The sequence below is a fragment of the Mycobacterium bourgelatii genome (assembly GCF_010723575.1).
GTDB lineage: Bacteria > Actinomycetota > Actinomycetes > Mycobacteriales > Mycobacteriaceae > Mycobacterium > Mycobacterium bourgelatii.
The window spans coordinates 3,880,030-3,904,373 of record NZ_BLKZ01000001.1; the positions used below are offsets into that span (position 1 = coordinate 3,880,030).

The following is a 24,344-nucleotide window of genomic DNA, read 5'->3' on the forward strand; positions in this document are numbered from 1 at the left end:
GTTTCGAAAGGACCACCCATGTCAAACCCGAATCTCACCCAGCTCGTGTTCCTTCTCGACCGCTCCGGCTCGATGCAATCGATCAAATCCGATGTCATCGGCGGATTTGAGGCATTCTTGGAAGAGCAGCGCGCTGGCGAGGGGCAGTGCCGCGTCACGTTGGCGCAGTTCGACAACGAGTACGAGGTCGTGTACCACAACGTCGACCTCACGCAGGTACCTCCGCTGGCGCTGTCGCCGCGCGGTCGCACGGCGCTATTGGATTCAATGGGCAAGCTCATCACAGACACAGCGGCGGAGATCAACGCGCTGGCCGAGGCAGATAGACCCGGCACGGTCATCGTGGCGATCATGACTGACGGCTTGGAAAACGCAAGCCGCGAATGGCGACGCCCCGATATCAAAGCCCTCGTGGAGCAACAGACCAATGACGGGTGGGAGTTTCTCTATATGGGCGCTGATCAGGATGCCGTTGAGGTAGGCAAAGGCCTGGGTGTCAAAGACGGACAGGCCGTCACCTACGCCAAGGGCAAGTCCCGGGAGGCGATGATGGCAGCGTCGCACAACGTCCGGAATTACCGCAGTGTGAAACTTCGCGACCCCGACGCGGCGATGCCCGAATTCACCGCCGACCAACGAGCGCAGCTGGCCGACGAGTGAGTCGCCTCTGCGATCGCTCGAATGACTTGGACGTGCAATCGGTTAACGTTGGCGAGCGCCGACGGCGAACAAGGAACAGTGATGGGTGTGCGCGAATTCTCTGACGATGACGCGGGCTATCTGACGTGGCTCGACACAAATCCTGACAGATACGTGATGAACATCGCGCGCAGTCACAGAGCAGCCGACGCACGTGTGCACCTCGCTGGTTGCTGGACAATCAGCGGTCGACGGGGCGGCCGGTGGACCGGACCATATGTCAAAATCTGCGCGGACCAAGTCACTGAAATCGATGAATGGGCGAGCGACCGGCTGGGTATGTCAATCCCTCGCTGCAAGATCTGCAGCCCGGCCCTGCACACTACACACGCCATTTTCACTAAACGGACCAAACGACCGGTCAGAGGCGTGCTACCCGAGGGCCGTTGCACGGTCTACGGACCGGACGAGCATGAGAGCGGCACGCTCATAGAGGCCTGGGCCGATGACTACATCCGCTTCGAGCGCAGACCTGACTGGCAGGAGCACCTGCGGTCAGAGATACGGGCCCGCTGCCGACTATTAGAGCCAGGCGCAGGGCAGCTGCTGCACGCAACATTCTTCGGCCCAAAGCTTCCTAACGCTGACGTCGAGAACCTCGTGCTCTACTACATCGACACATTTAAGGTGGCGGGCCGCAATGGAATCCGATTCGAATACGACGATGCTGTGCCATCGGCTCCTGATGGTGGCAAGTACCCCTTCTGCTACCGCTACGCACTGTCCCCCCAGTCGGGCGTGTTCGACGCCTGGCAACAGCGGCGCACCCTTGCCTCGTTCGACTGGACTGACCTGGGCACATTCGCCGGTGAGAAGAAACTGGCTCAGGTGTGGCTAGCGCTTTCCAGGGGCCGCGTCGGCCCCGGCGAGGGATTGGAGCCGACGTGTGCGGTCGAGACACCTTTCGCAGTTAAGGTCCAACTACGGCCGCCATACGGTCGTCGGCCGGTGTGGGGCGGATTGGTGAAGGGCATACTTGACGGCGTGATTTGCGCGTTTCAGGCGCACTCCGACACCGCGATCTTGCCTGAGGTAGCAGCACGGCTCACACGAGCGGTTCCGGCAGATCCCGCAGAGATCGAGAGTTTGCTCCTTGATCGAAGTCGGGCCGTTCTTGGCGTCGTGCCGAGGCTCGTCCGCCCCTACGGCAAGGGCGTAATCTGGGACCCCTCGGATCACCTGTGCGTCGCCGCCGAATTGCTACCCGCTGAGCCGGTGGACAAACGCTGGGCGATCAAGGGTGAGGTCGTCGAGCTCTCCCGTTGACGACATTCGATCCGAAAACGCGGCTGAGTCTCTCATCGCCTAACGGGCATCAATGAGCCCCTCAGGACAAGAAGCCTTGACCATTCCACGCCGTGGCTAATTGATTCGCTCGGATGGGTGAGGAGCGGACATCGTGAAGCTAGGTGCCTTGGACTGCGGCGCGTAGGCATCATATGCGGCGGATAGGCGCCGAGCCACTGGAAGTTGCGAGTTACTCGCCCAGGATGAACGCACGGTGCGCCATTACCTACTTGACCCGACGAACAATGTTGACGACGGTCGAAATGTAGGCCAGAAGCGACGGTGAAAAGTAGGCCACGTGGTCGTTGGTTATTGTGCCGTGTTGTCTGCCCTGGCGGAGGGCAGGGTGTCGATTCCGGTGTCTTTGAGTCGGTAGCTGGATCCTTTGAGGGTCAGGACGTCGGCGTGGTGCACGATGCGATCGATCATCGCGGCGGCTACTACCTGGTCTCCGAAGACGTCGCCCCAGCGGGCGAAGGGCAGGTTCGACGTCAGGATCAGTGAGGCGTGTTCGTAGCGGCTGGAGACCAGCTGGAAGAACAGGTTGGCGGCGTCCTGCTCGAACGGGATATAACCGACTTCGTCGACGACGAGCAAGCCGATGCGGCGCAGTTTGGCCAACTCAGCGGGTAGCCGGGCGGCGTTGTGGGCGGCCTTGAGGCGGGCGACCCAGTCCACCGCGGTGGCGAACGCGATGCGGTGCCCGGTCTGGGCGGCTTTGATGGCCAGTCCGATGGCCAGGTGGGTCTTGCCGGTGCCAGGTGGGCCGAGCAGCACGACGTTGCGGGACTTGGCCAGAAACGCGCCTGTGCCCAGGTGGGCGATCATGTCCCGGGTGCCCGGTTGGTGATCGAAGTTGAAGTCCTCCAAAGATTTACGGGTGGGGAATCCAGCGGAGCGGATGCGGGTCGCTGCACCGGAGGCTTCCCGGGCGGCGACCTCCCGCGAGAGCACCGCTGCCAGATACTCCTCATGGGTCCAGTTGGCATCGCGGGCTTGCTCGGCCAGGCGGGCGGCTGAGTCCCGGATGCGCGGCGCCTTGAGTGCTTGGGCGTAGTGCAGGACAGCCTTGATCGGGTCCTCGATCATGATCAGGCCACCTCTCCGTCGGAACTGACGGTGCTGCTGGTGAATTCGACACCGAACGCGCGGTCATAGTCGGCCAGATCGCGCACCAGGTGATCTTCTTGCGCCGGTGGCGGATCGGTTTGGAACCGTCGCCGCAATGCCGCGGCAGTCGCGACATGGGCCGGGTCAGTGAGGGTTTGTCGGGCCGCCCAGCACCGGTCGTGAGCAGCTAACAGATGCCCAGCCCGGCTCACCGTCACCCGACTCAGCGTGGTGTTCACCTCGACGAGTTGGCCGATCGCGCTTGGGTCCACGGAGTAGTCGTTGCCGGCCACCCGCACGTAGTAGTCGCGGCCGAGCCGCACCGACATCACCGCCTGGACGGTGGGCGCCACAGGTGGCAGAGCCAGCATCTGGGCTCGATCGGCATCCAGAAAGTCGACCGGACGACCATCGAGGACCCGCACCCGACGGGCGTTTGCGGTCGCAAGCCACTGGCCCAGTTGATCGTTGAAGTCCTGCGGTGAGGTGAAGCTGCGCCCCGGCAGGAACGAGGTCTCCAGATATCGGTTGGCTCGCTCCACCATCCCTTTGGATTCGGGGTCATAGGGTTTGAGTTGGACCAGCCGCGACCCAAGTGAGCCCATCAAAGCGGTGACCGGATCGGTCAACCGGCCGCGGCGCCCGATCCCTGCCTCGTTGTCCCACCACAACTCATGGGGTGCTGCGGCGAAACTGCCCGCGAGCAGCTGCCACATCCCAGCCACCAAGTCCATGGTCTGGCGCGACGGCAACATCACCGCGGCGATGAACCGGGAGAACGCCGCCACCATCACCAGCACCGGCAGCTTCGCCTCCTGACCGAACCCGACCGCGATCTTCGGTGCCGGGAACCACAGATCGCACTGGACCACCCGCCCGGGCGGGTGCTCGAGCCGGTCAACCGGATCGGCGGGCAGGTATTCCGGCCGGATCGCTCGGACCCGCTCCCGAAACCAAGAAATAGAACCGCTCCACCCGACCCGCTCGGCGAGCACCGTCGCCGGCATCTGCGGGTAGGCCGTCAACAGCGCCCGCATCCGCGGTTCCATCTCACTGATCGCCGAAGACGCCGCGGCCCGCTCATACTTCGGCGGTTTATCACTGGCCAGCGCCCCAGCCACCGTGTCACGCGCGATGCCGAGCTGACGTGCAATGGCCCGCTGCGACAAACCTTCGCTGCGGTGAAGATGCCGGATCAACGCCCAGTCTTCCAAGGAGATCACCCATCCAATCTGATTGGGTGGCCTACTTTTCAACCGTCGCGAGTGGCCGGACTTTCAGCCGTCGCCAACAAACAAGTCAACGACAATCAGGAAGTGGCCATCGAGATCACAACCACGGCCTACGGCCGACCGGCCATCGACCTGCTCGCATCTCAACTAATCGCATTGAAGGACGGGGACCCACTCAAGCCCGTCACTGTAATCGTGAGGTCCAATTCCGTATCGGTATCAACCCGTCGCGCATTAGCAGCCCGTCCCGAAGGCATCGCGAACGTCAACTTCGTCACGCTGCGACGCTTGGCCGAGCAGATCGGCTCCGCCACGTTGGCGCAATCGGGTAGGCGCCCGCTTTCAGCACCGCTGGTCACGTCTGCGATACGCGCTGTGCTCACCGATGCTCCTGGGATTTTCGCCCCGGTTGCTGAGCATCCGGCCACCGAACAGGCACTGGCCGTAACCTACCGCGAACTGCGCACCGCGCCCGATACGTGTCTTGACGCTGTGGCCGGCATCTCTACCACCACGAGTGACGTTGTGCGGATTTTCCACCTTGTCCGCGAACGTCTTTCGTCAGAATGGTACGACGAGGAAGATCTCCTGACGGCTGCTGCCCACATCGCGAGGTCGGGTGGCGCCGCCTTGGTGTCAACGGTGCTCCATCTGCTGCCAACGCTCACAGCGGGTGAAGTCGCGTTGGTGCGCGCTTTGGCCAACCATGCCCAACTATTCGTCAACGTCGGATTCACCGGAGATGCCGAGGTCGACAATGCGACCGTCGCTGAATACGGGCGCGCTGACATCATCGTGCCGGCTGACACGGATGTCGAACCGTCCTTAGCCGGGGGCATCGTCAGCACGAGCGATCCCGACGACGAAGTACGTGCCGCCATGAGAACCATCGAAGGCTGGATGCGCGACGGAATCCGACTCGGCCGAACCGCGATCCTCTACCCCACCGCCGACCCCTACGCACGCCTACTGCACGAGAAGCTTGCGGCCGCCGGTATACCGTTCAACGGTACCCCGGTCCACAACATCGGCAGCATGTTATACGGCCGCGCTATTCGAAGGCTGTTGTCATTGCCGGACAATTGTTTTCGCCGCCAAGACGTTCTCGGACTGGTCGCCGACGCCGTCAACTTTGACGGTTCCAAAACCGTACCCAGCAGATCGTGGGAACGAATCTCCCGAGCAGCCAGAATCGTCAGCGGCGACGATTGGCAGCAGCGACTCCCACAATGGGCCGATGCGCAACGACGCGAAGCAACAAGATTCGCGGAGGACGGTCACAATGCTCGCGCCGACCACTGTAGGCGGGAAGCCGATCGCGCCGAGACCCTTGCCACATTCGTAGGCCGCCTGCGCAAAGACCTCGACCGGGGCTCCGGCGGTCAGTCGTGGACCGAATCCGTCGCCTGGCTAAAGGCAGTCGCCGCCAAATACATTGGCGATGAGCGCCGCAGATCAACTTGGCCCGAAGACGAATGGCAAGCCGCCCGCCGCGTGGAAGACCTGCTGGACCGTCTGCGCGGCTTGGACGCGCTTCCTGGGCCCCCTCCATCCATCTCCGTCTTCCGGCAGACGTTGGCGAGTGAGCTAGAAGTGGTCCTCGGGCGCACTGGCCGGTCGGGAGAGGGAGTGCTTGTTGGCCACGTATCCATGGCAGCCGGCATGGTGTTCGAACGCGTTCTGGTGCTTGGGATGTCAGAGGGTAGGTTCCCACCGCGTCGACTTGAGGACGCGTTGTTGCCCGACGCTGCACGAGCGGCCGCTGAGGGCCATCTGCAGTTGCGCGCACACCGGCAGCTCGAAGACCGGCGGAATCTGCTGGCGGCCGTCGCGGGAGCGGATCAAGCGGTCTTGTCGCATCCGCGTGGCGACCTTCGCCGGTCAACCGAGCAACCTGCGTCTCGCTGGCTGCTTGCCGATGCCGCCCGGCTCGCCGGTGTCGAACGACTCAAGTCATCCGATCTTCGACGTCGCAAGACCGAACCGTGGCTTGCGTACATTCCGTCTTTCGCTGCGGGGCTTGCGAATTCGATCGATTACCCAACGGATCAGGATTTACGCATGGCTGCAGTCGCTCGCCAAGCGCTTTCTCACCCACTGCTGCTCGAAGATGGACGTGTCTGCGCCGCACTGGACGTGGTACGCGCGCGACGAAGCAACGAATTCACCCGGTTCGACGGGAATTTGGCTGGTGTCGGGGCGGAACTGCTTGTCCCCACTTCTCAAATCTCGGCGACCGCATTGGAAAGCTGGGTCAAGTGCCCGCGGGCGTACCTGTTCGGGCGTGTACTCGGGGTGGAACGCGTCGAGGAACCCGAGCGCCGGTTTGAAATCGACCCGGCCACCCGCGGATCGGTGGTGCACGCAATTCTCGAGGAGTTCGTCCGCACTGCAATTGACGAAAAGCATTCGTTCGATGGTTGGACACCACACGACCACCGCCGCCTACAGCGGATTGCGGCAAATCGCTTCGACGAAGCCGAACGCGAGGGGAAGATAGGTCACGCTATGCTGTGGCGCGCCGAACGCACCTCCATCGCTAAGGAACTCGACCAGCTGCTCACCAAAGATTCACAGCGCCTCGCAGACGGATTCCAACCAATAGCCGCTGAATTTGCATTCGACAATGTGGCTATCTCACTGCCATCGGGTCACGTCGTGCGCATGCGCGGCTCCATCGATCGCATCGATCGTGGCGTTGATGGCGAATTGGTGGTAATGGACTACAAGACCGGCGGCGCGAGCACTTACAAGAAGTTATGCGAGGACGATCCCCACGATGGCGGACGCCGCTTGCAGTTGTACGTTTATGCGCGCGCTGCAATGAACGAGTATTCACATGCGTCGAAGCTAAGCTCTTACTACTACTTCACTAAAGACGCCAAGTGTTACGGCTATGCGATCACTGATCAGGTCGCGCATCTTGTACTGGATGCCCTAGACCAGATCACCACCGGTATACGGGAAGGGGTCTTTCCGGCGCATCCGTCCGACCAAGCTGCCTGGCGATGGGTCGACTGTTGGTTCTGCACCCCAGATGGGCTTAGTGACCAGTTCGTTCGCCTCGCGTGGGAGCGCAAACACGACGATCCTGCGCTTGCTGGCTACCTCTCGCTCACAGAACCGGGGGAAGCCGATGATCTCGATTGACGTGGCAGCCGACGACGCCGCACGCCGCGCGGTATGCGAGAAGCTAGACGAGACATTGTTTCTCGAGGCAGGCGCCGGCTCGGGCAAGACCTCGTGTCTAGTCGACCGGTTCGTCGCACTGGTTGAGTCGGGCGTAGCGGCCGACCATATCGCGGCGATAACATTCACGGAGAAGGCCGCCGCCGAGCTCGTCGACCGGATTCGGTTGGAACTCACCAAACGCGCAGAAACTAGTCCGGTATGCCGCGAAGCCCTGCACGTACTCGATAACGCGGCGATCGGCACTCTCCATGCGTTCGCCCAACGCATCTTGTCAGAGCACCCGGTGGAAGCCGGCCTGCCCCCAAGGTTCACAGTCAACGACGAGATCGCTTCGCAAGTCGCCTTCGACACACGCTGGGAGCAATTCGCCGACGACATGCTCGACGACGACGAAATGGAAATGCCGTTGCGACTTCTGTTCGCCAGCGGAGGTAAGCCCAAGCACCTGCGCGACATCGCTGTGGCATTCAATGCCAACTGGGACTTGGTGCTCGAGCGCATCGGAGGGCCGTTGCCTGATATCCCGGCGGTCGACGTAACCGAGATTCTCGCTGAACTCTCGGCGCTTATTGCTTTTTCAGATCATTGCACCGACCAGGACGACCTGCTGCTTCGACACCTCACCGGACCGGTGGCGGACAGCCACAACTTGCTCCGCGGAGCAGCTAGCGACGACGACCGTCTGCGGATCTTGAATGATGCCAATTTTGGTTGCAGGCGCGGGCGGCGAGAGAACTGGCCGGGCGTCGACATCAGCAACGCGAAGCAGCGGCTGCAGAATCTGAAAGAAACTTGCGATGCGCTGTGCAACGGCGTCGTCGAAGGGGTTCTACAGTTCATTGCCTCTGCGCTGGCCGACTTCACCGCACGTAATGCCGAGGCACGTCGGCAAGCCGGTGCGCTGGAATTCCACGACCTACTCGTGTTGGCTCGCAACGTTCTCCGCGACAAGGACACGGGGTTCGAAGTTCGAAAGTCGCTCGCTCAGCGTTACAGACGGCTCCTTCTAGACGAATTCCAGGACACCGATCCGATCCAGATCGAGATTGCGGTATTGATTGCCTCTAGCGATGAACACGCTAGCGAGGGCGACTGGGCGCAGGTTTCTACCGAGCCCGGCAGACTTTTCTTCGTCGGCGATCCCAAGCAGTCAATCTACCGCTTCCGGCGGGCCGACATCGGGATGTTCATGAAAGCTCGCGACGAACTCGTGAGGTCCTCAGAATCGCTTGTCAAGAACTTTCGGACCGGCCGTCCAATTGTGAACTGGATAAACAGCACTTTTTCGAAGATCATTGTTGCGGAAGGCAATTCGCAGCCCGCATACCAGCTGTTAATCCCCGTACGCGATGGACCAGAGATCGGACCGCCCGTTGCGTTCATCGGCATGCAGCACGACAACATAAAAGCGGACGGGTTGCGCCAGCGCGAAGCGGAAGATGTCGCAGCGACAGTTCGAAGGGTAATGCGCGAGGGCTGGTCCGTCGGGTTCCGGCGAGCGCCTGACGCCCAAGACGAATGGCGCGCAGCGAATTGGAGCGATATCGCAGTGCTACTGCCCGCGCGGACGTCACTACTGACTCTTGAACGCGCCCTCGAAACATCCGGGATCCCGTACCGCGTCGAAACCTCCTCCCTTGTCTACGGAACAAGCGAGGTTCGTGACCTGATGATGGTTGCCCGTGCCGTTGACGACCCCACGGACTCACTCGCTGTGGTCAGTGCCCTACGCACCCCGGCCTTCGGATGCGGCGACGATGATCTGTTCCTGTGGCACGAAAGGTACCGTGGACGTTGGGATCACCAGGATCGACTCCCCGATAACGCGCCTGCTGACCATCCCGTCGCATGTGGCCTCGCGTGGCTCGCCGAGCAACATCGACAACGTCGGTGCCTCTCGCCCAGTCAGATGCTGGAACGCATTCTCCGCGAACGACGGTTCTTTGAGTTGGCCGTTGAAGAGCGTCGACCACGTGACCTGTGGCGGCGTCTGAGGTTCGTGCTCGACCAATGCCGGGCTTGGGAAGAAGCGGGAGGTGTAACTCTTCGCGATTATCTTCGATGGGTCGAGGGCCAGTCCACCGAAGGCACCCGCGTCGTTGAAACGGTGTTACCCGAGACGGACGATGATGCGGTCCGAATCTTGACGGTGCACGGCGCGAAGGGGCTCGAGTTCCCCATCGCCATCTTGTCCGGCTTGACCACTGAGGCAGGCACACGGCGCCGCGGGGTCGAGGTGCGCTTCCCGCCATCCGAAGGCTGGGCCGTCAAGTTGTCAAAGCGGATGTCCACCAGTGACTTCGAGGAGATGAAGGCCAACGAGGAGCAGATGGACGAACATGAACGGCGGCGGCTGTTGTATGTCGCCGCCACCAGGGCGCGCGACCATCTTGTAATTTCGGTACACCGCAAGCCCCGCGGAAACCGAACCGCTCGGACGGCCGCCGAATTGCTATTCGACGAAGGCCGCGCTCCGGGCGTTGTTAAAGCGCTGGATATCTCAGACGAACCACCACTCTCGTCTGACAGTCAAGGACCCGCCGGTTCCGTATACGGCCCTCTGCCCACCCTTTCGGAATGGCAGGCCGCGCACGATGTTGCGCTGGCTAGGGCGTCCCAACCGGTCGCAACGTCTGCGACGCGACTCGCCGCAGAAGCGGCCGCAGGCCGCGGCGGTGATGAAGAACTTGAAATCGAAGTTGAGACCGACCCGGGACTGGCGAAGGGAATTCGCGACATCGACCTCCCCCCGTGGCAAAAGGGACGCTACGGCAGTGCATTTGGACGTGCGGTCCATGGGGTGCTGCAGACGGTCGACCTTGCGACCGGTGTCGGACTGTCCGCCGCCTGCGCAGCACAGGCCGCAGCGGAGGGGCTTCTCGGCAGGGAGGAGGTAATCGAAGCGTTCGCGCAGGCTGCACTTGATTCTGACGTTGTGCGGGCAGCTGCAGGCAGCCGCCATTGGCGTGAGGTCTATGTCGGAATCCCGTATGGCGAAGGTGTGTTCGAGGGTTACATCGACCTCTTGTACGAGGCCGATGACGGACTTGTCGTGGTCGATTACAAGACGGACGCAGTCCGCAGCGAAGCCGAGCTTGATGCCAAGGTCGAGCGATACGGTGTGCAACTGCGTGCTTATGCGGATGCGATCGGCCATGCCGTTGGCCGGGAGGTTGTGCGAGCGGTACTGGTGTTCCTCAGGCCGAATGGGTACACAGCGCGTGACATCGATCTGAGCCAACGATTAGGTTGAACGGCCTCCAATTTGTGAAGCCCGGAGACGATTGGTCAACGTCATCGCTGTCGCGACGTTATTCAACTCATCGATTCTTCCGCTTGATAACTCGATGGCCGCGCAGCTCTACACCGCAGCGTTCGAGTTCAGCTGCCCATCCATTCTCGAGGCCGATCAGTGTTGGGTTTTGGTAGAGTCCAGCACGCACCTCCGCGGCGGTTAGACGCCGATATTTCGGTACATCCGGGTCGCTGGGGTCAAGGAATTCTTCCTTCCGATGTAACAACGGCCGGTTGGCACGATCCCCGAAAGTCTGGAAACTCCCGGCGAGTTTGGTCATTTCAACGCTGTAGGTCCAGTCCAATGTCGGATGCGGAAGTGTATCGAAGTCCGGATAGGACGACCACGAAACACGTCGTCCGCGATGATCCAATTTTAGGATGTTCCAACCTTCGGGGCGACCCGCTGCGACGAACCCGCAATATTCGTAAAGACGAAGCACTACAGGCATTTTCGCCACGGCTCTGCGGTGGGTGTAGAGCGCTGTCGCAGTCATTTTCCCCGGAGAATTCTGCATTGCTCCGCGGACGTAAGTATCGTCCCGAATCTTCGCCAGCAAACGATCTGCTCGGGCGCATGCTTCACGGTAGCTCTTGAAGCAATGCTTGATGTCTGCCTGAATACCAAGTGGGAGGTCGCTCAACGCGGCACGCCCATTGAATATTGATGTTCCCAGATACAGCAGTGTGTCGAGGGTAGAGCGTCGCAAGCCTTCAGCGGTCCGCTCGGGTGAAGCACCCTTGTTGATAACCTCCAGCAGCGACCGGCGGGAAAACTGCCCCAACTGCGGTAGCAGTTCATCGGGTATTTCTTCGAAAAGCGGTGGACGACCACGCTTCTCGGCAAAAGAAATAACCTCAGCTATAGCGGATGCGTAGTCAGCACTAGCCGCCCACTCAAACTCGGTGATCGCTCCACGGGCGAGATAAGCAAACCGGTCCTCGTCCCGCCGGAAGGCGTAGACAACGCCTGGTATCGGCGAGACACACCTTGTTCCGGTGACTTCCTCGACTAGATCCCGAAGCTCGCCCGGGGTGAAGAAATGTTGAAAAGTGTTACGGCTGCTTACAATTCCATCACCAGACCCTGACCCATCAATAGAGCTCAGTTCCCATGTGAGTCGACAGGAAACGGCCAACGCCCGCGCAGCTAATCGCCATGCATTCCTTAGTACCTCTACACGTTCGGACGCGTCCTCGATCACGTTCAGGACATAAGTCAAAAGCACGACATCTCGTTCAATCAGTGGTGTATCCGGCGCAAAGTGCGGATCCCACCCGTGCGCATCGATACCCATCCTTCGAAGACGCGACGTGTCTTGTCCTCGACCACATCCGTAATCAAGCACTGATAGGTTTGGGCGCAGGATCTCATCTCGCAACGCTTGCCTGACGGGCTTCGAAAGATCGCCTCGGCCGATTGCCGTGCGCTCCCTGGCGCTAGCCCAGTTGTTCATTGTGATGCGTGAGCTGTGGTGAAAAACGTTCCGAGGGGGTCAACGCCGTCAGCGAACTACACACAAGTTATCACCCCTATCCTTCAAAGGCCCTTGCGCCGCCGAACTCCTGCTGCAGCGCGTCATCGTGATAGTCCGCAAGGCGAGCGACTGCGGCCAGCGCGGTCATTAACTCGTTCTCCTGCAAGTGGTCGCCAAGCAGGTCGTACTCGATTGCGATCGCTCTTGAGTCTTTGTAGTAAACCCAACGGCCGAAATGCGACCTTGCGTTCAGGTCATTAAGTTCTATCAAGATCCGTTTGGTCCCAGCTGTAACACCAGTTAACACATGAGAACTGATATGAATCAGTGTCTGTGCACCCCAGTCAACTAGCTGGATCGTAATGGCGACGCTTGAGAACCTGAGATGGAGCTCACCAATTGACGTTTCAGCCCAGCTGAGCCCATTCGTTTCCAAGATCGCGAGGATCTGCCGATGCACATGTTTATACTTCATTGGTTTGGTCCATCGCACCTGTCCGACGACTAAAGATCTCAGAGTGTCTCTTCACTTCCCGCAAGTATCGGTGAGGGAGGAATTCAAGCATCCAACGCATCGTTGTCTGCCAAGCGTCTTCGGCTTGCTCCCGGTCGCATCCTGTCAGCCGGGCTAATTCGTCGCGTACTTCCCCAAATCGTCGTGGCGTTTCCAGGAATCGATCAAGCTTTTGAAGGAGTACCTGCTGACGCATCCGGTGACCTACCAGCACCTGAAATTCGACCCTGTCTAAGCCCATAGGCAAGTCCAGCGCTGCCAAATCTACAGCAGCGGCTGGCGCGGACCGGGAAGTCAGCGAATTTGGGCCCCTGCTGTAGGCGGTATACAGATCAGACGGCATCCGCAGGTGAGGCACCCATATGGCAGCAGATTCAGGCGCCGGGCCTAGGAGTTCCGGCGCAGTTGGCACCCCGGGTAGCAGCTTCGCGATCTCATCGACCTCTCGAGCCATCTCAGCGGTTGCTTCGGTGCTCTGTGTCGATAAGCAATTCTCAACATCAACAATCCTGTCGCGAGTCGATTCGACCAACAGCTCGATATTCGGGCTAAATGACCAGCCCAGTGCAGTCGCCGTGAGATTGGCAGAGCCGAGTAGCACCGCCGATTCAGTTCGAAAAAATTTCGCATGGAGGCGGTCATGTAGGTACACAGCACCGCCGCGGTCATGCAGCACTTGCAACACCCCTGTATCGGAGATGCCGGCTGCTACCTCTTCAGGCCGCCACCTTGTGTACAGAGCGACGTCTACGCCCGAGGGCACCGCAGACATAACCCGGCTAACAACAGCCAGCTTCGCGAATGGAGCGCACATAACAAATTCGCGGCGCGAGGAAGCTGCGAGAGTCATCAACGCGTCACCCGGTTGAGTCATCGTTTGCTTCACGAAGCATCTCGACTACACGACGTCCCCATAAGAGACGTGCGTCCTCCGTTGCCCTCCTGATTGATCCACCAGGAAGACTGTCCTCGTAGAGAGCCCAGGCCCCAAGGAGTATCTCGCACAAATCCTTGTAGGGTGATCGATCCTGCTTGTCTTCGAACGGCATTGGCAGCTCGACGAAAAGTTCATGGGCAGAATTTAGAGTCACCGTGATCGTGTTGCCTGCAGAACGTACTGTAAAGAAAGCATCCGAGTCGAGTGGACGGCGGTTCACTGCGAGCACTGTCCCGCTAGAGAGAGTTAGCGCTCGGAGCTCTCGTGGAGCCGTGGCGGACATCGGACTTGATCGCGCGTCGGGTATATCTGCGAGCTGGGTTCGCTCCACCCGCGACTTGGTACCACCGAGCGTCCACTTATGACCAGGTTGCCACACAAACCGGTGCGGGTCCTGCCATAAAATCGCATCACATTCCCGGACTTCACCGCTCAAAGCATTCGCAATTTCGGTCACCGATAGAGGAGCCCGAGCTTCCTTCAGCACTCTGACAATGTCGTCACTGGTAACCATGCTTTTCCTCTACGAACGGCTACCAAGAAATGCTTCGGCCATCCGTCCCCAGTCGTGTCTTATGTTTTGCGTTAGGCGACGGGTTTCTAGCGGTTGCTCGTCCTCATACCGAGCCCAGGCGAATAACATCATTTCGAGGCCGGCCTGCGCCGAAAGGAGCTTTTCCTTTAGTTTGTCCGGGTCTTCAGGAAGTTCCTTTGGATCACGCGCACCAAGCAAGAGGTCGTAGGCTGGGTGGTCCGTATTTAGCGTTACGAGCAGCACTCCACCCCTTGGCTGGACAGAGAAGAACGCGCCACCTTCGAGCGACGAGACATCGATTCGGTACTTGAGGCCTTTGTCGATCGTCTCAGCTGCTAGAACCTCTGCCGACTCGCGTGAATGCCCGAGGTGCTCTAGCTGATCGGCCACATCAGCCTTGCGCTCCTCAGCTGGTTTGCTCTCATCTTCATCGCTTCGGCCGCGGTGCCCTTCCTGCTGGCGCTTTCTAACGGCGTCAGTGGCCTGCGCTTCGACGCTTTCTTCGGAATGGCGTTTGCGCCTTTTACTACCCTCAGCCTGCGTCTGGATCATGCTGCGCATTTGTCTGATGTTGGTCTGCACCCTATGGACGATCTCCAGTAGCGGTTCGAGAGGGTCTTGCTCATCTCGGAGCGCTGCACGTGCGGCTGCTATTGTGCGATGCTCTTTGATGATCGCGCTGACATCAATTTTCGCTGCTTCCGCAAAATTTCGCGCGGATTGTTTGTTGTTCGATACCCCGAAAAGTTCATCCAATCCGGGCTCAAAGGACACCTCGACGCCCCACCACCGCTCGCGAGGATCGTAAGTGGTGGTCCACGCCGGATCCAGCTCAAGTTCCCGACCAGCTCGCACCACCGATACGCCCACATTGCGGGCTGCATGTTGTCCGAATGGTCGGCTACCGGTTGACTGTCCTCCCCCACTATCACGCGCTTCTTCGCACGCAATCGCGAACTTTATCGTCACGGTGTGGTCTTCGCCCTGGAAGCGAACCGTCTGCTTGATTTCATAGCCCTCTTCCGAAGGGAAAGGCCTGAACATTGGCTTTGTATCGAAAGGCGCAGGACAGCTTGTGTTGGCCATGAGATACAGCGGATCGTTTGGCTTAGCCAGTCTTTCAAGCAGGAGATTCGTTGCATCCTCGTACAGGAAACTCTTGAGTACGATCGAAACGCGCCCGTCATGAATCCAATACCGGTACATTCGACCGATCAATTCTTCAGAGTTGTCGATCAAGGCCTTAGACGTTCGCCACAACACGCGATCAATGTTGCTCCAGACAACCAGCGTCCCAGACTTGCCGAACGCTTTTCGCCCTGCCGCATCCCGCCAAACCTCCGGTATACCTTTCCGCTCCGGAGGAGGAAGTACACGCATACGGCCCGCATTAATCTCAGGCAAATCGATATAGCTGTGGAGCGCGTTGTCGACACCATCAGTCCAACTCCACACGTCCACTCGCTGACATTGTGAGATTGATGCGCTAGGTAGTCCCATACCAAATCGACCCATCCCGTCTTGCTTTTCGCGTTCGAGCCGGGTCCCGTTGCCGAACTGCAAAGCAATCTGCAGGGTGTCAGCGTCCATGCCGCAGCCGTCGTCAAGTACGGCCACCTGGTGCAAGCGCTTACGAGCCCGCTGTTCGACCTGAGACTCACGATCTGCGCATAAGAGCTGAACGGTCTTCGCGCCGGCCTGGATGGAGTTGTCCATCAGTTCTGCGATCGCGTAAGCGGCGTTCTTATACCCATTGTCGCGCATCGCTTTCACGGCGAGGGCGGTGGGAACGATATCAAAATCCCTCAGCGCTGCGTTCACCAGACATCCTCCCAATTTCGAAATGCTTGACTCATATTGCAAAATCCTGGAAGCCGCGTATCAACTACCGTCGCGATCTCGGCCACCCTGTTGCCGCCCGCCTTCTCGCCTCTGGTCGCCCGGCCAACCATCTGACTGAACAACACAAGGCTTTTCGTTGGTCGCGCAATAACGGCCGCACTTGTTTGAGGGGCGTCAAATCCCGTCGTAAGCACGCCGTAATTGACGATCACGCGTGGTTCGTCGCTAGCGGTTCTAAAGGTCTCGATGATGCGCGCGCGATCGTTGGTTGGTGTTTCGCCGGTCACGGCATACGACCAATAGCCGCGTGCTCGTAGCACAGTGGCTAGGACGACGGCATGATCCTTGGTAGCAGCGAAGACGATGATGCGATTGTGGCGGCGACACATCGACTCTGTCTGGCTCAGGATCAGCAGGTTCCGCTGCTCGTCGGCCGCGAGTGATTCGATGATGCTTTGTGGGATGTCGAGGGACTCGCGGAGCTCCTCCAGCTCCTCAACCGAGAGTTCCGATCCTGCCGTGTAGTCGAGTTGGATGAACTGAGTTTCAGCCAGGTATCCCTCATCGATTAAGTAGCGGACCGGATTGCCGTAGCCCTCCACCTCCAGAGAAACTTTCTGCCGACTGAAGAACTCGGCAAGACGTTCGTCCTCATCAACGTCATTCCAAGATCTGCCGGGTGTGGCGGTCAGACCAAGCAAAGGTGTTGGCGTTCCCGCTTGGGTCAGCACATCGAGGATGAGCTTGTACGTTGGGGCGATCGCTTGGTGTGCTTCATCCATTACGACAAGGTTCACCCGGCCAGCGAGTAATCCGATCTCCTCGTGCGATTTGCAGGCCGAGGCGTATACCTTTGCCAAGCCGGCGACAATGAGCCCATCCTTGGTGACGGGAAGCCTGAGGGAATGCGGGCCCCACCAACGTTGAACGTCGACGGGCCGAATCCCACGTGCCGCCCACGCCCGTCCAAACTCTTCGACTGCCTGTTCGCATAGTTCTTCAGAGTGCGCAAGCCAGACAACAAGACTCGGCTCGCGCTGGTTCAGTAAATGACAAATCACCGACATCGCCGTGCGTGTCTTCCCCGAGCCTGTAGGCATGTGCAACACAACGCGATGTGGATCTTGTTCGAGCTGCGCAAGAACCTTTCGTGCCGCCAACCGTTGATGTGGGAACAGGCCGTGAAAGGGGGCCACCGATTCGTGTGATGGCGGAACGGGCCGCCATTCCGAGTCATCACTCACCGTGAAAAACTCAAATAGTTCGGATGCGCGTGATGACGATCGCCGAACCTTCATCGAGGCCAGCGCTTCGTAAGGATCGCCGGACAATCCAAGTCGTTGCGCAAGCATCTCTGCCTCGGTCTTCCGGAGCAGCATTAGTAGCTCGCTACGCAACTTCTTGTCTAGAAGCATGTCCGCAGGCGCGCGCAGTCCGATCGCGATCTCGCTGAGCCTCTCAGGTCGGGTCAGCGACGCATCTAGCCCCGCGAGCAGCCGCACGGTCTTCCGTCCTACCAACTCTTGCAAGAGCTGATCCGACGCCCGACTGATCAACTCATCGAAAGTAATCACGGCGTCACTCCGCGAAACATGTGGCTAGACACTAGCTCCGCTCAATCGTTTATAGCAACAGGAATTTGCTAAAGCGCGTTGTTGGTACGCGAGCCGGTCATAACGCGCATACCGAGCACTGCATCGCGTCGTCGTCGTCGTCGAGCGCATCACCAAGAACTTCCCAAACAGGGCGATTCTTCTTCCGCTTCTTAGCCTTTTCCTGGGCTTCGTCATGCCGGGCAAGAATCTCTTCACGACGAGCTATGAGCTCGGGCAGCGACTCCCCACCTGACCAGGTGTATTGACGGCCCTTCATCGCATACTGGCCAAACGAGGCGTCTCCGTCAGCGCCGGCATCCTGACGGACCTTCGCCTCGATTGCAATGGCCCGTTTCAGAAGTTCCGGGTGCTTATCGGCTAAGCCGACCCACTCAGCTTTTCGTTGGTAAAAGCAGAAATAGCAGCCTGATCTCGTACGCCACTCGTAGTACTTGGGTAGGCCGATCCCAGCCTCGTCGAGAATCCTCAGCACTCCATCGTGATCGACGCCATCTTCAACGAAGGGAAGGACGGTCTGGATGTTTGGTTTCGTGCTCACGTACCCCTTGCGATTTGACTCGTCGGCGCGAATTGCCACATAGGAGACAGCGTGATCGTCGCCGATCCACTCCTCCAGCGGTTCGATCTTCATTTTCTTCGTGCACCAACGCATCTGAGGGGATGGCAAGGTTCCGCGGTACACGTCAAACCAATGGTCAAAACCTTTCCTTGGGTTAAGCCGGGCAATGGGCTTCCCAAGCGCGGTTTCCAACCGGTCGAGGTATTCGTAGGTCTCCGGGAGCTCCGCACCGGTGTCGCAGAAGAAGTACTCCATCGCTGGCACACGGTCACGCATGTACACCGCAAGCGCGCTAGAGTCCTTACCGCCGCTAATGCCGCAGATATGCCGAACGGTGTCAGCCATGCTGCTGTACCTCCCTGTCTAACGCGTGGGTCTGCGCCGAGCCAGTTGACTCGTACTCTTCGGCCAACCTTGCCATGAGCATCCGACAAGCAGTCGCTCGCGAAATCCCGCCTGCGGCCACCTCATCGATCAATGGGAGGAAATACTGGTCAACCATTGCTCTTTCGCTGTCAGTCAGCGAAAGCAGCTCGATCGATTCCGTGCCGTCTGGACGAGTCAGCGTCATCCGCCTCGAGCTATAGCTCTGCCGTACCGTCGAGGCAAGACGCTCGTGCAGCAACGCCGAGGTTCGCCTTAGGGCACCGCCAAGCTCGGTGATACGTAGGGCGAATCGGCCGGCAATGTCGTCTGTCCACACACGCGGCGCCTGGCCTTCGCTAACTACCATCGCTACATTTTCAAGCCAGGCCTCGTCGTCGAGCGGACGCAGGAGTGCAGCGACGAGCGCCTTCAGTCGGGGTTCCAGCACATGTCCCTGCAAACGAGTCGCGTCTGCGACCAGCGCACGCCGAACGTCGGGCAAGTCTCCACTCGTCGAGGTCGCTTCCGCAAGTTGACGATGGACCGACGTTAGGAGCGCCGGGTAGCACTCGCGCAATTCGCGGATCGCTTTGGCCAGGTGATCTGCGAATTCAGCGGCGGCCTGAGATCCCGCACGGCTACTCCCAGAAAACGATCCAAGTCCAAAGATCTCTGGGAGTGTTTCAAAGAGCAGAACGTCGGGCTCGGCGGCGTGATGAAACGCGTCTCGCACATCGGCGGCCTCTCGCGACAAGTGCCGTCTGGTTTTTTGTACGAACGGAGGGAGGACACGCAACTCTCGGTAAAGCGCCGTTGCGACATTAAGGAATGTTGGTGTGCCTCCGCCACTTCGCGTCGTGATCCCAAGCCTGTCAACAAGCTTCGCGATGACAGCTGCTCTCTTGCCGCTACGGGTTTCAGTATTCTTGATCGAGAAGTGAGAGAGATTCTTTGCAAGTCGTTCAGCCACGGCATCGTCAATCGACAGTACGAGACTTCCATGCTCGTACAGCGCAATTTCGTCGCCACGAAATAACAGTCCGGCAATGAGCAGCAGCGGTACAATCCCATTTTTGAGTCCCACCGGGGGAAGCGTGAGCTGCGTACCTATCTCGCCCAGGCTCAGTCGGGAATCGACCGCACCGTTGAACGCTGAATTCATCAGTGTCCATGCCGGTTTCCACGTTCGGTCGGAAGGCGGATGCAAGGCCCAGTTACCTGCACCGGACAAGCGATGCATTCCCGTGCTGCGGAAAATTGCTTCGTAGATCGCTCGCTCAGGCCCATAGCCCTCGATCTCGAAGGCTTCCTCGTCGGGATGCGCTATGAGTGCATCGGTTAGGAACCGCCGCGCCTTGGCTCCTTGACTCGTCAATTCCCGCCGCGCAATCATCTCGTTTGCAACTCGAGGGGTGTCTGGGTACGCGGTGTCCGCCACGTCGGACAGCAACGCCGATATGCCCGCGCGGGGATTCAGCTGCCCTTTAGAGCCGGCCAGCAACCACTTCGCATTGATGTTCCATGTCTCACCGATAGCTAAGTGGAGGCGCTGCTGGGCCCCCGAAGCCCGTTCAACAAGTTCACGTTGGGCCACCCAGTCAGCGCCCTCCGCCTCGGCGCTTTTCAGCGCAGAGGTTAGCGCCGCGGCCTCCACGGCGGCGCTTCGCACAGCGCAAATTTCATCAGGCACGACGTAGACTGCAGGACGGCCGTCGGTAGGGGCAGGAGCGGTTTGCGGATTTATGCTCAGATCTGTTGTATAGTAGACAATCCCGTCCCAGGACGGGTCGATCGGCGCAGCCTGCCCTTCTCCAATGAAGTGCCTCCCGAAGACTCGCAGGACACCGGTGCGCTGGCTGTGTCTACCCGCAACCAGCGGCTCAAGAGTCAGTGCTTGACCGAGTAGATCAGCGAGTTCTGCGTCCTCGTATTCGTGTCGCGCGTTGTCAATTACTCGGCGGACGTCGTAGTCGGATCCATGCCAGATCCGGTACTCGTCGGAGAACGCCCTGTAGGTGATCAGCCCCGCATCGATTAATGATGTGAGCACTTCGCCCACCTCGGCGCGGTGGTCCCCGTCCATCTGCAGAGCAAGCTCGACTAATGGTCGCGACGCCCGGATACGGCCACCGGTCGAAACAAGGTTCAGCAACCCAATTGTCTTCAGCGCTCGTAGCTGTTCTGGCGAGAGGCCCGCCGTATCACGGATCCGCGTCTCAATCTCGAGCCAACGGCTAGCACCGTCGGCGACGCCGATCATGCTGGCGGATGACTCCAGGAAGTAGTCGTAGAGCAGATCGATGCCCACAAGCGGGAGCGGTGCCCCAGGCGCCCATCTAGTCGCGGCGAGATACGCCGGTAGCGCAGATGGCTCGGAGCTAGTCAGAAACGAAAACAGCGTTCGCTCGTTCTGGCCGTATCGGCTGCATAAGTCCGGCAGGACTGCGAGCGCCAAAGGATGGAGAGGAATCGCCGCTGCGGCGTCCTCCGCAATGTCCCTCAATCCCTGCGCATCGAGCACATCCCGGTGCAACAAGGTCCACTGGCTTGCCGCTTCACGCAGCACCTCATGCTGTTGTATGGCTGACGCAATGAGACGTCGGGATTGAGCCGGCGTTTCGATATATGGAATGTCCTGGAAACGCCCCTGTACCTTTGACCACTCCTTCCGTCGAGCTGTCGAACTGTCCTGAACGTATTCGTCGAATGAGAGGTGCTGCATCGTCACGATGATGAGCGGCGCTGCGCCGGTGCCCTGCGTCATCTCAGCCAGCTCTTGCAAGAGGAACGGATCACCTTCGTTACCAGCTACCGCGAAATGTTCCAGGTTCTTGCCGAACTCATCGATGACCAGCAGTAGCGGTTGCGCATCGGTCAGTCTCTGAACGCATGTCCGGATATCAAGGGCACTCGGTATGTGCTTCCTGGATGCGAAGCTCGCGGGTGCAAAATCTTGGCCCTGACCAAATTGCCGAATAGCTCCTGCATGTAGGGCACGAGCGATTGTCGTGGCGACGGGTTCGTTCCTCGCGGTCGCTGATGCCCTCGTAAATCCGGTACGTCCTGTCTTGAGAGCACGCAGCCCGTCCCGGAACCTTGCGTCAAGTGCGTCGTCGACCGATGCAAGGATTGCGTGAGCGGCTTTGAACTCCGAGCTCGCAGGTGCAGCGACCAGCCCATCGAGGAATACGGCAAATGAGGACTTGCCCCCGCCGTGCGGTCCGGTGATCGAGAACGCCCGTCCCGCAGCAGGATCCACGAGGCCGTTGGCGATGCGCGAAATAACGTCGAGCGCTCGACCGGTAGGCACATATCCTTCGATCGCGGCACCGCCCCGGTCCCTCTCGACATTCGCAGACCTAGTGAACCGACTGCTCGTCGTAACGTAATCGGCCAGCACGGTTGTCATGCGGCATCACCGCCTTTTCGCGCACGCAACCGTTGCGCTTTTCGAATCAACCGCTCGACTTCCGTATCGCTCAAGTAGGGAGCCGTCGCGGCGTTCCCAACGAGCGAGAAATCGGGCGATGCTGGAAGGGTGGCTCTGCGTTCGGTGTGCCTTGACGCAAGCAACTCGAATGCGACATCACCAAGTGGCGCGCTGACTGCGAGTTGTCGGGAGCCTGCCGGCCTCACCAGTCGTAAATGACCTACCACGGACGACGAGTCCTCGACTGCGTCAGCTATGTCCTGCTCAGTCAGCTTCATGATCCTGCCTGGGGACCCAGGATCGGCCGCTAGCCTGGTTAGCGTGATGGTCTTGCTCCCATCGACCGCTCGGCTCAAGAAATCGAGGCAGGCGTATGTCACTGCCGCCGAAGGCAGCGTAGGTTTAGCCCCCCGAACTATCCGGTATGTGTTCTTCCTGGCACCTGGCGACGGTTGAATGAGACCAAGTTCGCGAAATGGTGAGTCCAGCAGATCGTCGAGAGTCTGCCGTCCCTGCGTCCCGCGCCGCGAATACATACGTAGTAGACAGTCGACATCCTTCTGCACGCTGCTCTTCATGGGCGGCGACCAAGTCGTCGCTGCGATCTCGTCGAGACAATATTGAAGCAACTCGCTCTCCGAGAACTCGATAGCTCCCAAATCGTTGAAAACTAAGCGCCAGACGGGCAAGGCGGACTTTTGGGAGATTGCGTGCCAGTGCAATATCCATAGCGTGACCGGGTCTTCGAGGTAAGGATCGATGCCGAATCGCTCGTCCAGCAGTGCGCGTCCTAGGCGGGTAGGTGTATACACCGACGTCCGCGGTCGATCTGGATGAGGCCGCCGCGCGATAACTTTCGTTGCCATGGCCCAGAAGCGAATCGCCTCGGCCATGTTCTTGCCGACTCCGAGCTCGACCGGTGCGAATTTCTCGTTGAATATGTTGGGGTTACGTTGCGCAGCGTCGTGGCCCTTCTTGATCCACCCGAATCGTGGATGGAACGTCTGGTGGTTGGCGAACGTAGGGCTCGCCGCTTGCTCAAGCGTCATGGTTGATTGGTTCCCTGTCTGCCGTGAGATCGCGAACTCGGTTGACTGCTTTTACGATCGAGCTGGCAGCGACACGGATTTCGTCCCTCGTAGTCGGTCGTCCAAGTGAGATACGCAGTGACTCAGAAGCTTCGAGGCTGGTCCTGCCCATCGCCAGTAGCACATGCGAAGGGGAAGGTACTGCTGATTGGCAAGCGCTCCCCGAAGACACCATGACCTCGGGCATTGAGGCCATCACCGCATCAGCGTCGGCGCCGCAGAACTGCAGGTTGAGTGTGTTCGAAAGCCGATGCGACTTACTGCCATTTAACACGACTCCGTCAACATCGTTGACGATCATCGAGAACAGGTCTTCCGCCAACGCTCCGATCCGAACTGAGTCGGACAGCTGCTCGTTCATCGCATACTCAGCGGCAAGCCCGAAACCCACAATTGACGGCGTGTTCTGGGTACCTCCTCTGAGACCGCGCTCCTGGCCACCTCCAGCTGCGATTGGAACTATTGTTCGCTGGACCTGGCGGTTTGCAATAAGTGCACCCGCGCCCTTGGGTCCGTAGATTTTGTGACTGCTTAAGACCATCAGATCCGCTAGTTCGGCCACATCTTCGAGTGGAGCCTTGCCCGCAAGCTGGGTTGCATCCACGAATAGATAGGCGCCGGAACGCTGTACGATATCCGAAACCTCCAAGACGGGACTGACAACGCCGGTCTCGTTGTTGGCGCCCATCACCGCGACGGCTGCCACGGTTTCATCGACTAGCGCTAAAAGCATGTCGAGGTCAACCAGTCCCTCCCCATCTACATCCACACGACGTACCTCACCACCACTAAGGCGAGCGCCCAGCTCTGCCGCAGCGATGATGGCTTTGTGCTCTGTGGCGGAGACGACTACGTTTCGGCGGTCGGGCGCCCCCAACATCACACCTAGCAGTCCAATGCTGGCGGCTTCAGATGCACCGCTGGTAAAGATCACGTCTTGTGGTGGCCTGCACACGAACGAGCCGACCCGGCTACGTGCTTCTTCAATCAGCTCCGCCGCAGCTTGTCCTGCACTGTGGTGAGTACTAGCAGGGTTGGCGAAGGTTGCGTGGGCCTCGGCTACGGCGGGAAGTATCCGCGAGTCGACAGGAGTTGATGCGTTGTAGTCGAGGTAGCACGTCATCGCTGGTAATCCTATTCGTGCGGGTGTAGATCCCTTGATGCC

General features: G+C 59.5%; 15 protein-coding genes. 4 read left to right on the plus strand and 11 right to left on the minus strand.

Annotation, left to right across the window (positions count from 1 at the left end; genetic code table 11):
• Window positions 1-18 precede the first annotated feature (18 nt).
• Both G6N68_RS16845 and G6N68_RS16850 read left to right on the plus strand, forming a co-directional pair.
• Entirely contained in the window at window positions 19-660 is a 642-nt protein-coding gene (locus G6N68_RS16845) for a vWA domain-containing protein (protein ID WP_163714494.1), read from the plus strand.
• A gap of 81 nt (window positions 661-741) precedes the next feature.
• The gene (locus tag G6N68_RS16850; RefSeq protein WP_163714497.1) at window positions 742-1,965 is read left to right on the plus strand and encodes a hypothetical protein; all 1,224 of its coding nucleotides are present in this window, start codon (window positions 742-744) and stop codon (window positions 1,963-1,965) included.
• 330 nt (window positions 1,966-2,295) lie between these two features.
• Here the strand turns inward: G6N68_RS16850 and istB are convergent, their stop codons facing one another.
• Window positions 2,296-3,075, minus strand: coding sequence for an IS21-like element helper ATPase IstB (istB, locus tag G6N68_RS16855; protein WP_205351355.1), 780 nt, complete (start codon window positions 3,073-3,075; stop codon window positions 2,296-2,298).
• A 2-nt stretch (window positions 3,076-3,077) separates the two neighbouring features.
• On the minus strand, window positions 3,078-4,319 hold the full coding sequence (gene istA, locus G6N68_RS16860) for an IS21 family transposase (RefSeq protein WP_163714500.1): 1,242 nt from the start codon (window positions 4,317-4,319) through the stop codon (window positions 3,078-3,080).
• 42 nt (window positions 4,320-4,361) lie between these two features.
• On the opposite strand from istA, the gene G6N68_RS16865 reads away from it, so the two are divergent.
• Together G6N68_RS16865 and G6N68_RS16870 are read left to right on the plus strand one after the other, a co-directional pair.
• Entirely contained in the window at window positions 4,362-7,478 is a 3,117-nt protein-coding gene (locus G6N68_RS16865; RefSeq protein ID WP_205351356.1) for a PD-(D/E)XK nuclease family protein, read from the plus strand.
• Entirely contained in the window at window positions 7,465-10,773 is a 3,309-nt protein-coding gene (locus tag G6N68_RS16870) for a UvrD-helicase domain-containing protein (RefSeq protein ID WP_163714506.1), read from the plus strand. Before G6N68_RS16865 ends, G6N68_RS16870 begins: the two co-directional genes overlap by 14 nt.
• Window positions 10,774-10,840: 67 nt before the next feature.
• Here the strand turns inward: G6N68_RS16870 and G6N68_RS16875 are convergent, their stop codons facing one another.
• From G6N68_RS16875 to G6N68_RS16915, 9 genes are all read right to left on the minus strand, one after another.
• On the minus strand, window positions 10,841-12,271 hold the full coding sequence (locus tag G6N68_RS16875) for a DNA phosphorothioation-associated putative methyltransferase (protein ID WP_240355505.1): 1,431 nt from the start codon (window positions 12,269-12,271) through the stop codon (window positions 10,841-10,843).
• 76 nt (window positions 12,272-12,347) lie between these two features.
• A complete protein-coding gene (locus G6N68_RS16880; protein WP_163714508.1) occupies window positions 12,348-12,767 on the minus strand; it encodes a T3SS (YopN, CesT) and YbjN peptide-binding chaperone 1 in 420 nt (139 codons plus the stop codon).
• Complete coding sequence (locus tag G6N68_RS16885; protein ID WP_205351357.1) at window positions 12,757-13,692, minus strand: phospholipase D-like domain-containing protein; 936 nt, start codon at window positions 13,690-13,692, stop codon at window positions 12,757-12,759. The genes G6N68_RS16880 and G6N68_RS16885 overlap by 11 nt, the downstream gene beginning before the upstream one ends.
• 574 nt (window positions 13,693-14,266) lie before the next feature.
• The gene (locus tag G6N68_RS16890) at window positions 14,267-16,099 is read right to left on the minus strand and encodes an ATP-binding protein (RefSeq protein ID WP_240355506.1); all 1,833 of its coding nucleotides are present in this window, start codon (window positions 16,097-16,099) and stop codon (window positions 14,267-14,269) included.
• On the minus strand, window positions 16,096-17,694 hold the full coding sequence (locus tag G6N68_RS16895; protein ID WP_240355507.1) for a DEAD/DEAH box helicase: 1,599 nt from the start codon (window positions 17,692-17,694) through the stop codon (window positions 16,096-16,098). Before G6N68_RS16895 ends, G6N68_RS16890 begins: the two co-directional genes overlap by 4 nt.
• Before the next feature lie 97 nt (window positions 17,695-17,791).
• Window positions 17,792-18,640: a phosphoadenosine phosphosulfate reductase family protein gene (locus G6N68_RS16900; RefSeq protein WP_163714515.1), complete on the minus strand. Its 849-nt coding sequence runs from the start codon at window positions 18,638-18,640 to the stop codon at window positions 17,792-17,794.
• A complete protein-coding gene (locus G6N68_RS16905; protein ID WP_240355508.1) occupies window positions 18,633-22,070 on the minus strand; it encodes a hypothetical protein in 3,438 nt (1,145 codons plus the stop codon). The genes G6N68_RS16900 and G6N68_RS16905 overlap by 8 nt, the downstream gene beginning before the upstream one ends.
• A complete protein-coding gene (locus G6N68_RS16910) occupies window positions 22,067-23,140 on the minus strand; it encodes a DUF4007 family protein (RefSeq protein ID WP_163714517.1) in 1,074 nt (357 codons plus the stop codon). Before G6N68_RS16910 ends, G6N68_RS16905 begins: the two co-directional genes overlap by 4 nt.
• Window positions 23,130-24,302 carry a cysteine desulfurase family protein gene (locus G6N68_RS16915; protein ID WP_163714520.1) on the minus strand — a complete coding sequence of 391 codons (1,173 nt, stop codon included), beginning with the start codon at window positions 24,300-24,302 and terminating at the stop codon, window positions 23,130-23,132. Before G6N68_RS16915 ends, G6N68_RS16910 begins: the two co-directional genes overlap by 11 nt.
• Between the last annotated feature and the right edge of the window lie 42 nt (window positions 24,303-24,344).

What these genes read in the sequence shown, in the direction of transcription:
- G6N68_RS16845 (WP_163714494.1), top strand. Translation starts at nt 19, where the DNA reads ATGTCAAACCCGAATCTCACCCAGCTCGTGTTCCTTCTCGACCGCTCC.
- G6N68_RS16850 (WP_163714497.1), top strand. Translation starts at nt 742, where the DNA reads ATGGGTGTGCGCGAATTCTCTGACGATGACGCGGGCTATCTGACGTGG.
- istB (WP_205351355.1), bottom strand. Translation starts at nt 3,075, where the DNA reads ATGATCGAGGACCCGATCAAGGCTGTCCTGCACTACGCCCAAGCACTC.
- G6N68_RS16870 (WP_163714506.1), top strand. Translation starts at nt 7,465, where the DNA reads ATGATCTCGATTGACGTGGCAGCCGACGACGCCGCACGCCGCGCGGTA.
- G6N68_RS16875 (WP_240355505.1), bottom strand. Translation starts at nt 12,271, where the DNA reads ATGAACAACTGGGCTAGCGCCAGGGAGCGCACGGCAATCGGCCGAGGC.
- G6N68_RS16880 (WP_163714508.1), bottom strand. Translation starts at nt 12,767, where the DNA reads ATGAAGTATAAACATGTGCATCGGCAGATCCTCGCGATCTTGGAAACG.
- G6N68_RS16900 (WP_163714515.1), bottom strand. Translation starts at nt 18,640, where the DNA reads ATGGCTGACACCGTTCGGCATATCTGCGGCATTAGCGGCGGTAAGGAC.
- G6N68_RS16905 (WP_240355508.1), bottom strand. Translation starts at nt 22,070, where the DNA reads ATGACAACCGTGCTGGCCGATTACGTTACGACGAGCAGTCGGTTCACT.
- G6N68_RS16910 (WP_163714517.1), bottom strand. Translation starts at nt 23,140, where the DNA reads ATGACGCTTGAGCAAGCGGCGAGCCCTACGTTCGCCAACCACCAGACG.
- G6N68_RS16915 (WP_163714520.1), bottom strand. Translation starts at nt 24,302, where the DNA reads ATGACGTGCTACCTCGACTACAACGCATCAACTCCTGTCGACTCGCGG.